Source organism: uncultured Bacteroides sp., from assembly GCF_937912035.1.
Classification (GTDB): domain Bacteria; phylum Bacteroidota; class Bacteroidia; order Bacteroidales; family Bacteroidaceae; genus Phocaeicola.
This window is the reverse complement of the sequence record NZ_CALDPF010000042.1, coordinates 17,854-29,609: the sequence shown is the minus strand read 5'-3', so window position 1 is coordinate 29,609 and position 11,756 is coordinate 17,854. Positions and strand designations below refer to the sequence as shown.

The 11,756-nt window shown below is 41.9% G+C and carries 9 protein-coding genes and 1 pseudogene; all 10 read right to left on the bottom strand.

Features of this window, described 5'->3' with window-relative positions; all coding sequences use genetic code 11:
• Positions 1-702, bottom strand: a pseudogene (locus Q0486_RS12405) (AAA family ATPase); the annotation flags it as partial.
• A gap of 84 nt (positions 703-786) precedes the next feature.
• Entirely contained in the window at positions 787-1,977 is a 1,191-nt protein-coding gene (hydF, locus tag Q0486_RS12400) for a [FeFe] hydrogenase H-cluster maturation GTPase HydF (RefSeq protein WP_299233793.1), read from the bottom strand.
• Between the two features lie 33 nt (positions 1,978-2,010).
• Complete coding sequence (hydG, locus tag Q0486_RS12395) at positions 2,011-3,429, bottom strand: [FeFe] hydrogenase H-cluster radical SAM maturase HydG (RefSeq protein ID WP_258322578.1); 1,419 nt, start codon at positions 3,427-3,429, stop codon at positions 2,011-2,013.
• Between the two features lie 19 nt (positions 3,430-3,448).
• A complete protein-coding gene (gene hydE, locus Q0486_RS12390) occupies positions 3,449-4,486 on the bottom strand; it encodes a [FeFe] hydrogenase H-cluster radical SAM maturase HydE (protein WP_299233787.1) in 1,038 nt (345 codons plus the stop codon).
• 26 nt (positions 4,487-4,512) lie between these two features.
• Entirely contained in the window at positions 4,513-5,991 is a 1,479-nt protein-coding gene (locus Q0486_RS12385; RefSeq protein ID WP_299233785.1) for a 4Fe-4S dicluster domain-containing protein, read from the bottom strand.
• Between the two features lie 41 nt (positions 5,992-6,032).
• Complete coding sequence (locus Q0486_RS12380) at positions 6,033-6,569, bottom strand: FHA domain-containing protein (protein WP_204393385.1); 537 nt, start codon at positions 6,567-6,569, stop codon at positions 6,033-6,035.
• Between the two features lie 14 nt (positions 6,570-6,583).
• Positions 6,584-7,738: an SPOR domain-containing protein gene (locus tag Q0486_RS12375; protein ID WP_299233782.1), complete on the bottom strand. Its 1,155-nt coding sequence runs from the start codon at positions 7,736-7,738 to the stop codon at positions 6,584-6,586.
• A 71-nt stretch (positions 7,739-7,809) separates the two neighbouring features.
• Complete coding sequence (locus tag Q0486_RS12370; protein WP_299233779.1) at positions 7,810-9,771, bottom strand: hypothetical protein; 1,962 nt, start codon at positions 9,769-9,771, stop codon at positions 7,810-7,812.
• 15 nt (positions 9,772-9,786) lie between these two features.
• The gene (locus Q0486_RS12365; protein ID WP_235328436.1) at positions 9,787-10,674 is read right to left on the bottom strand and encodes a carbon-nitrogen hydrolase; all 888 of its coding nucleotides are present in this window, start codon (positions 10,672-10,674) and stop codon (positions 9,787-9,789) included.
• Positions 10,675-10,702: 28 nt separating this feature from the next.
• Positions 10,703-11,731: an agmatine deiminase family protein gene (locus Q0486_RS12360; RefSeq protein ID WP_299233777.1), complete on the bottom strand. Its 1,029-nt coding sequence runs from the start codon at positions 11,729-11,731 to the stop codon at positions 10,703-10,705.
• Positions 11,732-11,756: the final 25 nt, after the last annotated feature.

Here is an 11,756-nt window from a genome sequence, read left to right as displayed (position 1 = left end):
GTAAAATATTTTACAATTTCCTCCTGAGTAATACCGCAAAGAGCCTCATAACGTATATCCATACTTATATCTTTCGGCTGGTTGAATCCGCTGAACACACTTACCTGCGAGAACTTGGTTACCCCTGTCAGCAAAACAAATTGCAAATGCTTGTCCGCTCCCTTAAACACGGAATATAAAGCTTTCAGAATATTGCGATGTCTGTTCTCCAGATTGGTATCCACATCCAGTACATCAAGGATAGGTTTGTCGTATTCATCTACAAGTACCACAGCGCGTCGGCCTGTATGAAGATGAGCGGCTTCGAGAACCTTTATAAAGCGGTCGCCAAGACCCAATTCATTTTCACGTACAGGCAGATTGTACTTCTGTTCCCAATTCCGCCAGATAAAAGTTAAGTTTCTTCTCCAGTTTTCCAGGATTGGTAAAATTAGTAGCATTGAAATCCACATGGAAAACGGGATACTCGTTCCATTCTGTCTCTATCTTTTCTATGGCAAGACCACGAAACAGTTCCTTACGCCCTAAATAATAATTTTCCAGAGTAGAAACAAGTAGGCTCTTTCCGAACCGTCTTGGTCGACTGAGAAAATAAATCTTACCGTTGTGAGTAAGGTCATAGATTAAATCAGTTTTATCTATGTAGATATACCCATCTTCTATAATTTGCTCAAAACTTTGGATACCAATTGGAAATTTCATAACCTGATTCTTTTTTGTACTTTACGTAAAGGTAAATAAAAAATCAGACTTTCATGTCATTAATTAATAGGTCTTTTCCCAATTTTAATACTCAATATAATCAAGTATCCCCTGAATATAAGCTATAGTCACTCCATAATTGGTCATAGGGATGTTCTGTTCCTTAGCTTTTGCCACACGGTTCATCATGAACTTCCTGTTGAACATGCATGCACCGCAATGGATAACAAGGTCGTAGCCTTCAAGATTTTCTGGAAAGTCGTGTCCTGATACCATATCTATCTGTATGTCATTGCCAAACCTTTTCCGGAGCATGGCTGGGATTTTCTCACGGCCAATATCCTCGGTGAGTGGGGCATGAGTGCATGCTTCTGCTATAAGGACTTTGGAATTGTTATTCAGTTTGCCTATCGTGCGTGCACCTTCCACAAAGTATTCTATATCGCCCTTGTGCTTGGCAAAGAGTACAGAAAATGATGTCAGTATGCTTTCCTTTGGCTTCAGTTCGAAAACAGTCTTGAATACCTGTGAGTCTGTAATGATTAGTTTCGGAGGATTTGCCATTGCTTTGAGCATTGCTTCCAGCTTGTCTGTAGTGCAGCTCATTACAAGACATTTTTTGTCAAGAAGTTCACGCAGGGTTTGAACCTGAGGCAAGATTAGTCTGCCTTTCGGAGCCTGAATGTCCTGTGGCATGACCAACAGTACGGTATCGTTTTCGCCGGCAAGATTTCCTACTATGCTATTTTCGGAAGAGTTGTCCGGCTGGTTTTCTATTAGCGCTTTTCTTATTTCTTCAATTCCTTCCTTTGTCAGAGTGCTTGCTATGACAGGTTCGCTACCGCATTTCTTCTCTATAGCAAGAGCTGTTTCTGTCTTGTTATCAAGAATGTCTGCCTTGTTGAGTACCCATATCACAGGTGTGTTTTTTGCGGTGAGCACTTTCTGCCATCTCAGTTCTTCTTCGATATTATCGTCTGTGCAGACCATAATAGCTATGTCAGTGCGTTCCGTAGCCTTTAATGTCTGCTTTACTCTCAGATTTCCAAGTTCTCCCTCATCATCAAATCCGGCTGTGTCTATAAATACACACGGACCTATGCCGTGTATTTCCATCGATTTATATACAGGGTCGGTGGTAGTTCCGGCTACTTCCGAAACTACTGAAACTTCCTGTCCTGTGATGGCATTTATCAATGACGATTTACCACTGTTTCTTTTCCCGAAAAGTGCTATATGTGTGCGGTTTGATCTTGGAGTATCTTGCAATGACATATTATTATGGTTATTTAAACTTGAGTTATATTATCAGAATCTGAAGTCGCGTTTTCCTTCGCCAATGTATTTCAGATTTTCTATTGCACGTCTCTTTATTGCAGGATTTGGAATTCTTTCCATCTGCTCACGTATCATCTTCGTGCCGAGGGCTTTTGTCTCAGGTGAGGCATAGTCTTCCAAATATTCCTGCAGGGTCATAAGTGCGTTAGGTGAACAGCAGTTGGCTATCTGTCCAGTTTTTACCAACGACATGAAGCGGTCGCCTGTACGTCCTTCGCGGTAGCAAGCAGTGCAGAAACTTGGAATATAGCCGAGTTTCAGCAACCATGACACTATTTCGTCCAGTGTACGGTTGTCGCTGATATCGAACTGTGAGGAGTTCTCTTCTGGTGTCTCTTCTACGGCATATCCGCCTACGCTTGTACGCGAGCCACCGCTAATTTGTGAGATACCGAGTTCTAGAACCTTCTCGCGAGATTTCTGCGATTCACGTGTAGAGATAATCATTCCAGTGTATGGCACAGCTATACGGATTATGGCTACAATCTTCTGGAATATCTCGTCGGAGATAGCATTTTCGAAGTCTGCGGCATTTATATCGTCGGCAGAACATATTCGCGGTACGCTAATAGTGTGAGGACCAACTCCGTAAGTGGCTTCCAGATGTTCCGCGTGCATCAGCAGTCCGGTGAAATCGTACTTATATGTATTCAGACCGAACAGAACACCAAGTCCTACATCGTCTATTCCGCCTTCCATAGCTCTGTCCATTGCTTCGGTGTGATAAGCGTAATTGCTCTTAGGGCCACGCGGATGAAGTTTCTCATAATTCTCCTTATGATATGTTTCCTGGAAAAGTATGTATGTACCTATACCTGCTTCGTGAAGCTTTCTGTAGTTCTCTACAGTTGTGGCAGCAATATTTACGTTTACACGGCGTATGGCTCCGTTCTTATGCTTTATTCCGTATATTGTCTTGATAGATTCAAGGATATATTCTATCGGGTTGTGCAATGGGTCTTCGCCGGCTTCAAGTGCCAGACGCTTGTGTCCCATGTCCTGAAGTGCTATGACTTCGCGTTCTATATCTTCCTGACTGAGCTTTTTGCGGGCTATAGTCTTGTTTTTGATATGGTAAGGGCAATACACACAGCTGTTTACGCAATAGTTTGAAAGATACAGCGGGGCGAACATCACTATTCTGTTGCCGTAGAATTTCTGTTTGATTTCCTTTGCCAGACTGAATATCTCTTCCAGCAGTTCCGGGTCGTTACATTCAAGCAGCAGTGCGGCCTCCCGGTGACTGATACCTTTGCATGCTCTTGCTTTTTCTATAATAGATGATATGAGTTCTCTGTTTCCAGCGTTCTCTTCCGCATATTTCAATGTGTCAAGAATTTCATCATGGCTGATAAATTCTTCAGCCTTTTTTGAATCGGCTCTGTACATATTTGTAGGTATATATTATTTATTCAACATAATCTCCTCGACCGTAGTCAATAGTATAACCAATGGCACTAAGCTTTTGTTCAAGAAAAGCCAGACCTTCTGCTGCTTCGGCACCCATTGATGCCTTATTGTTGTACAGCGAATACTTGCTTCTTTCCTGTGGAGGAGAGAGATTTGGCATCACTACATTTGCACCTGCCAGTATTCCTCTTTCACGTCCGTCGGGGGCGAGTGAAGCCAATGCCGTGGTTGACGGTATGAGTGCGTGAGGGTGCATAAGTCTGAATATTGACAACAGGAGTAGGGTAGTGCGCATGCTGCCAGCACTTTTATCAGCAAATGGAGTGTCACGGTGCGGTATGAAAGGACCTATTCCTATCATTTGTGGCTTGAATTCGCCGATGAACAGAATATCTTCGATGATATTGTCTGTGGTCTGTCCCGGACTGCCAACCATAATGCCTGTACCTGTCTGATAGCCTATCTCCTTCAGATTCTTAAGGCATTGCAACCTGTTTTGCAGTGACATCGTTTCTGGATGCAGTAATGAATAATGATGCGGATTGTGAGTCTCATGACGGAGCAGATATCTGTTGGCTCCGGCTTCATAGAACATCTTGTATGCTTCGTATGATTTTTCTCCCAAAGAAAGGGTTATGGCAGCGTCCGGATATTCCCGACGTATGGACGACACTATGTCTGATATTCTTTCGTTGGTCATATAGTTGTCTTCACCCCCCTGGAGTACAAAAGTACGGAATCCCAGCCTGTAACCTTCATCACAGCATTGCATTATAGTTTCCTTGTCTAGTCGGTATCTTTCCACATTCCTGTTGCTACGGCGTATTCCGCAGTACAGACAGTCGTTATGGCAGCAGTTTCCCACCTCTATAAGTCCGCGCACGAAAATCCTGTTACCGAACACTTTTTGTGTTTCGGAGCGTGCAATGCTGTTTATCAGTTCAAGACTGTAGTCATCACACTCATCCAATAATATACGAAATTCATCGGAAGAAAGTGTTTTCTCCCGATGAAGTCGCTCTATAAGTTTTCTCATATATATGTGATATGAAAAATCTTTATTTATTCTTCTTCCTTGTAGTTCTCGTATTTCAGAGGACGTTTCAGCAAATCCTGATTAAGCTGTCTTTTTCCTGAAAGAGGGTCGTTATGAGAACTTGGACCTGTGATACAGCCTTCAGGACAAGCCATCATTTCAATGAACTGTGCGTCAACTTTACCAGTCTTAGCGTATGCTCTGAGAACACCGATATTCTTCTTGTTGAAATCTGAAATCTGCATTATCTTAATGCCGTTGGCCTTTTCTCCCAAATAAGCTTTTACTGCTCCTGCAACACCGCCGGCCTGTGCAAATCCGTGAGCCTCGCATACAGATTCTTTTGCTACCTGATATGGAGAAACCTCCTTCAGGTCGATTCCCATACCTTTGATAACTGAGCTTATTTCCTCGAAAGTCATCACATAATCTACGCATTCATCGCGCTGTGCCTCTTTTCTCTTGGCGATACATGGGCCTATGAATACCACTTTTGCATCAGGATATTTCTTCTTTGCGATACGCGATGCGTAGTACATAGGAGAACCTGTAGTAGAAACGTATGGTTTCATAGCTGGTATGTGCTTGTTTACAAGTTCTATATATGACGGACAGCATGAAGTAGTCATGAACTTCTGGCCTTCAGCAATCTTTTCAAGAAGCTCGTGAGCCTCGTTACTTGTAGTCTGCATTGCTCCTTCGGCAACTTCTATAATATCTGTGAAACCAATCTGTTTTAAAGCTCCATATACTTCGTCTATTTTTGCATCGAACTGTCCAAGTATAGATGGTGCAGGGATGGCGATCACTTGTTTTCCGGCACGTATTTCTTCAAGTACGTCGAATACCTGTGAGATTTCGAATATTGCACCGAAAGGACATGCGTTAAGACATTTTCCGCAATAGATACACTTGCTTTCGTCAATATGCTCTATGTTGTGTTCGTCTTTGCTGATTGCTTTCACAGGACATGCTTCTTCGCATGGTACAGGTATGTAAACGATAGCATGATAAGGACAGCTCTTGTGACAGATACCACAGCTGATACAAGTGTCGTGGTCAATACGTGCCTGACCTGTTTTCTTGTCGAAATGTACGGCACCTTTAGGACAGTTCATGTAGCAACTTCTTGCCACACAACCTCTACACAGGTTACTTACTTCATAATTTACCTGAACGCATGATGAACAAGCTTCATCAATCACACAAAGAATGTTTTCCTTGATTTTTCCGTGTCTTTCAAGAGCTTTACGAGCGTATTCAGACAGTGGTGTTAGCTCGTCAGTCTCGTCAGACATATCCCAACCTAATAGAGGAAGTGACTTGTATTTTGTCACCGCACGTTCTTTGTGGATACAGCAACGTCCTACAGGTTGAGAACGTCTTGGGCTAAATTCCAATGGAATACGGTCGATTTTCTCTATTAACTGTTTCTCCTTCCACAAAGCTACCAGATTTTCAAGCAGTTTGTGTCTCACAATCATTACGTTGTTGGTAAATGCCATAAGTAAAAAAGTAGTGTGATGTTAGTTAAAAATATAGTTAGTTATTCTTTGTTTTCTTCTGCGCCGCGCAGAATAAGAGTAGTAGCGCCTAAAGTGAAAATACTTCCTTCTTCGATTATAACTCTTTCTTTAGGCCCCAGGATTTCATTCATGTGGAATGTTCCCGTTATACTGTCGTTATCCCTTAATGTATATATTAATTTTCCTTGCTTATTTCTTTTTACATTGATTATGCAATGCCTGCGGTCCATGCTCGGATCGTTTGTTTCTATGGCTATGTCAACATCTGTTCCCTTGCATCTGCGTCCTATTACGTTATCGCCTTCATGCAGGGGCAATACCTGTTTGTATGCAAAAGTGTTTTCTATAACCACTACATTGCCAAAATCCTTTGTTCCTTCCTTTTCGTCTATGATCTCTTCGCGACGTGTTGCTGCATTAAGCTTGGTACGTCCCAAACGTATGCTGAACTGTTTTTTACACTCGGGGCAGATGAAAACCAATGACTGTCCTTCTTCATACTTGGTTTCATCAAACTGGATGTAATTGTCGCATTTAGGACATCTTACTCTTTTCATTCCTTAAAAATTAATCATTTAGATTTATTCAGTAACCACGCTGTCTTGAACTGTTCGTCTTTTCTCAGTTCATTTATCTTTTCGTAAGCTTTTGACTTGTCAGTATAGCGGTATAATGCTATACGATAACGGTTGTCTGATGTCAGGATAGTAGCTTCTTCGTATCCCTGTTTCTTGAACTTGGCAAGCTCTTTTTCTGCGTCCTGCATGGTTGGCAGACTCGCTACGATAATGAACATACCATTATTCTTCGAAGAATTGCTTTTTTGTACTTCCTTTGTACTTTTTGTTTCAGCCTTCATTGCTTCAGCTTTGACAACCTCTTTCTTTGCAACAGCTTGTGATACCTTTACTTCTTTAGAAGCTTTAGGCTCGGCTTTTTCCACCTTTACACTTTTAACAGCAACAGGACGTAAAGTGTTCACATTATTTCGTCTGTTTTTCGCATTATTCTGCTTGATATCCTTTGTTTCAAGCGATGTCGTTGCCATTGACTTGCTTCTGATAGCGTCAAGCATAGTTTCTGCTCCCAAAGACGCATAGCTTGAATTATCGAGATAAGTGTTCTCTACCGGAACTGAGAGTACAAAGAATAATATAACAGCAGCGGCAATTCCTACAGCATGCTCTGCCATACGCTTAATGATATGACGCTGTTTTGCTTTTGCTTTTTTGTCTTCGTCGGAAGAGGGTACTGTCTCAATCATTATACGCGGCTCTATGGTAGTTTCATTGAGCGGTTTCAACTCAGAAAGAGGAGAAATTGAGAAACTGCCCAAACCATACAGACTAGGACTGAAAAAAGCATTCTGATATGGTTCAAAACCATATACTCCTGCCATGGTGTAATATAGTGTTCCTATATTTTCAAGTTCTGCCTGTCCATTTTTATATAATGAATCTTTTATTTGAGATACTACACTTTCAATTTTCCTGCTTGCGTCAGGAAAGTCAGTGTCGTAGGCTTGCATGTATGACTGTGCCAATAAACCGTCGTTTATTATAAGTTGCGGATTGAAACCGATAGTCCTTACCGGCGGGCAAAATACATTTGCAGAATCCTTGAATTCTGCAGCTTTATTGTGTGCAATGAAACCTCCCAGACCGGGAACTATTACACAGTCATTTTCCAGTAAAAGTACTTCTATATGTCTTGCTAGCTCTTTCATACTGCAAAATTATAATTTTTTTTAGAAGACCGTACACGTTTTGAGGATAAATTTGTGCTTAAAACAATATCTCAATTCTGAATCTTACTCATCAGCACCTCTGCCAGTTCTGTCTGTTCTGCATCTTGTGCAAGTTTGATTCCTTCTTTCATTGTTTCTATACCTTCTTTTGTAGTGAAGAAAGCATTGAAACGGCGGAGAGTCTGAATTTGCGGAATAGCGAAGTTTCTTGGCTCAGGATTGTGCGGACACAATGCAGAGAGCTGTTCAGCATCAATTTTCTCGTCGAGCATATCTCTGAAAAGATTTTTGTATGGCAGACTGAACTTGTTGGCCAAAGGCTTGAAAGTGACATGATACAGATTCTTCAGAGTTGTACGTCCGTTCTTGTCATGATAATTTACCTGTATTGGCTGATATGTACAGATTGCCATCAATAAAGAATCGGCAACAGCAGAAGCGGAATCCTCGTCTTCCATATTGCATATTATTTCCTCACCGTCGAAAGGACTGTCCAGACCTTCCATTTTTGTTACAGCTGAATTTTCCAGATAAAGGATTTCGTCAGTGATGATTTCCTTTCCTTCTATTCCCCAATCAAACAGTCCTGTCCTGAGTTGGAAATGTCTGGACTGGTAGATATACTGGTTTCCTATTGTTGTTGTGACGCGGATATAATCGTATTTCTGTGTTAAAGAGATTATCTCTTTCTGCATCATCTCTTTCATTTCTTCCTCGTCATCAGTAATTTTTTCTGATTTCTCATCAATGGATGTTTCAACAGCCGGAAGTTCTTCATCTTCTTTTTCAATAACAGAATAAACTTCCTCTTTCATTTGTGCAGTAAGGCTAAAATTCGCTATTTCACTTTCCAGAGTTTTCACTTTCTCGGAGAGGGTAGTGTTCTCCTCTTTCTCCTTTTGATATAACTCTTTGAGTGATGCTATTTCTTTTCCAAGGCTGTCTATTTCTTTTTTCAGCTTGTCCTTATCTGCAATGTGAGCCTCATTTGCTGATTTTATCTCTTTGCCGAGAACTTCCTTTTCTTTATTCAGAGTTTCGTTTTCCTTTCCAAGTTCTTCATTTTTTTTGTCAAGGCTTTCTTTTTCACTGTTGAGAACATTCTTTTCTTGCAACAGAGTTTCATTCTCATTACGGAGATTTTCTTTTTCTTTGATGAGAGCGTCTTTTTCAGCATTCAGCCCTTTAATAACCTTTTGCAGATTTTCGATTTCCCCGCTCATTTTTTCAGATTCAAAGGAAATTTTGCTGGTTTCTTCCTTATGCTTTTCGGAATTTTCTTTAGCTGATTTTTCAAGTTCCTCTTTTTCTTTGACTAAAGCCTCGTATTTTTCCTTGAGTGCTTTCAGTTCATCAGCCACCAGCTCATATTCACTGTTTTGATTTTCCTTTTCGGCTTTATGAAGCTCGTTAAGTGATTTCAGTTCTTTGCTAAGACTTTCTTTTTCAGTAAGATAACGCTCTTTGATTGATTCCAGCTCTTTAATTGCAGCATCCTTCTCACTATTGAGAGCCACCTTTTCCTTGTTGATAGCCTCAAGTTCTTTGGCGAGGTTTTCTTTTTCTGTGCCAAGGGTTTCCTTCTCCTTACAGAGAGTTTCCTTTTCTTTCTCTAGAGTATCTTTCTCTGCGTTCAGTCCTTCGATGACTTTCTGCAGACTTTCGATTTCCCCGGACATCTTTTCAGATTCCAGGGAAACCCTATCTGTTTCTTCTTTAAACTTTTCAGAGTTTTCCTTGAGGGTATTTTCAAGGTTCTCTTTCTCCATGACCAGGGCCTCGTACTTTCCCTTGAGCTCATTGAGCTCGTCGGATACCACCCCATATTCATTGCTGAGACTTTCTTTTTTCTTCTTGTACTTGTCGTTGAGGACGTTGTATTCCCTTGATGTACTTTTCAACAGTTCAGACAGTCTTTTGTTTTCAAGTCTGAGTCTGGTAAGTTCGGTACTTTGAGCCTCAATGTCAAGCCCATATAATGCTTTAAAGATTTTAAGTGCAAGTTTACCCATGTCATGTATGATTTATCAATCTCTGAATCGTTTTGTCAGTTCTCCAAATTCGTCAATTCTACGGTCTCTAAGGAACGGCCACCAACGGCGTACGTTCTCGCTGCGGTTCATGTCTATATCGACTATGATATTTTCTTCCTTCATATTGTCAGCCTGGGCGATTATTTCTCCCTGCGGACCTGCCACGAAGCTGTTTCCCCAGAACTGGATACCGTTGGTCTGGCCTGAAGGATCTGGCTCGTGTCCCACACGGTTTACTGCAATTACAGGCAGTCCGTTTGCAACAGCATGACCTCTCTGTACTGTAACCCATGCACCGAGCTGACGAAGCTTCTCTTCTTGTGTGTCAGTGCTTTCCCAGCCTATGGCAGTAGGATAGATGAGTAGTTCTGCTCCCTTGAGCGCCATCATGCGGGCTCCTTCCGGATACCATTGATCCCAACATACCTGTACACCGAGTTTTCCAACTGAAGTCTGAATCGGTTCGAAACCTATATCGCCCGGAGTGAAATAGAATTTTTCGTAATAAGCAGGATCGTCCGGGATATGCATCTTGCGGTATTTACCTGCTATGCTTCCGTCCTTTTCGAACACTACGGCTGTGTTGTGATACAGACCTGCCGCACGGCGTTCGAACAGTGATGTTACAAGAACGATACCGTATGCCGCTGCTATTTCGCTATAGAATCCGGTTGAAGGACCTGGAATAGGTTCTGCCAGGTCGAACAGCCTTGTGTCTTCTGTCTGGCAGAAGTAAAGTGAGTTGTGCAATTCCTGTAATATTACAAGTTGTGCTCCGGCTTTTGCCAGTGAAGCTATATTTCTGTGAAGTTTTTCCAAGTTATATTTGATATCTCCTGTGCATGACTGCTGGACGATACCAACTCTTATTATTCTGTTCATGTCTGTTTAAATTATAATGTTGATGTTTTTATCCTTTGAATACTGATTCAGGGTATTGCATAGTTACGCAGTGCAATGAGCCGTGCTGTTTGATAAGGGCGTTACAGTCTATGCCTACGATTTCTCTTCCCGGGAAAGCCTGCGCCAGAACTCTTGCCGCTTCCTTGTCATTTTCAGGCTGACCGTAAGTAGGGTAGAGCACAGCATCGTTCATTATCAGGAAGTTAGCGTAAGTGGCAGGCAGTCTGTAGCCATCTTCATCATAGATAGCTTCCGGCATAGGCAGAGGGAGCAGTCTGTATGGTTTGCCGTCGAGTGTAGTGAATGACTCCAGCTGCTTTTCCATAGCCAGCAAGGCGCTGTAATGCTCGTCATCAGGATTGCCGCATTTTACGTATGCTATTGTGTCGTCCGGACAAAGTCTTGCAAGGGTATCAACATGGCTGTCAGTGTCGTCGCCCGCCAGATAACCATAGTCCAACCAGAGAATCTGCTGAAGATTGAAAGCATCTTTCAGATAGTCTTCTATCTCATGGCGCGACATTGTATCGTTTCTGTTTGGTGCCAGCAGGCATAGCGATGTGGTGAGAAGCGTACCTTTTCCGTCGCTTTCAATGGAACCTCCTTCCAGAACGAAGTCACGCTTGTTTATATAGTCACCGTTCAAGATGTGCTTGCCGAAAAGCTTGCTGTTGATAAGGTTGTCTTTGTCGGCAGCGAATTTCATACCCCATCCGTTGAAGCAGAAATCCAGCAGTTGGGGGTCGCCATGCTTGTCCTTCAGTGTTATGAAAGCGTGGTCTCTTGCCCAAGTATCGTTAGTCTTACACTGGAAGAATGTGATATTCTCTTTGTATGGAAAATCTTTGAGTGCCTCTGGGAATTCCGGTGCAACAAGTAGGAGAGGTTGTCTTGATGCAATCTCTGTAGCGAGATTTACAAAACACTTTTCCACTTCTTCCAACATATAAGCCCAATCTGTATTGATGTGTGGCCATGTCAGCTGTATATAACTCTGTTTGTCCCATTCTGACGGGAGCGAAAGATTATTGTTCATTATTCTTATATTATTTTTATGTGTA